Origin of the sequence: Shewanella sp. 10B (assembly GCF_023475885.1) — a bacterium.
Taxonomy (GTDB): domain Bacteria; phylum Pseudomonadota; class Gammaproteobacteria; order Enterobacterales; family Shewanellaceae; genus Shewanella; species Shewanella mangrovisoli.
This window is the reverse complement of sequence record NZ_JAMDJO010000043.1, coordinates 1-230: the sequence shown is the minus strand read 5'-3', so window position 1 is coordinate 230 and position 230 is coordinate 1. Positions and strand designations below refer to the sequence as shown.

At 49.1% G+C, this 230-nt stretch carries 1 rRNA gene; it reads left to right on the top strand.

The window, feature by feature from the left end:
- Window positions 1-230 (top strand): 23S ribosomal RNA (locus tag M0415_RS21390); the annotation flags it as partial.

Genomic DNA, 230 nt, shown 5'->3' with positions numbered 1-230 from the left:
TTGGCTTAGAAGCAGCCATCATTTAAAGAAAGCGTAATAGCTCACTAGTCGAGTCGGCCTGCGCGGAAGATGTAACGGGGCTAAACATACCACCGAAGCTACGGGTGCAATTCATTAGAGTTGCGCGGTAGAGGAGCGTTCTGTAAGCCGTTGAAGGTGAAGGGGTAACCCACACTGGAGGTATCAGAAGTGCGAATGCTGACATGAGTAACGATAAAGGGGGTGAAAAA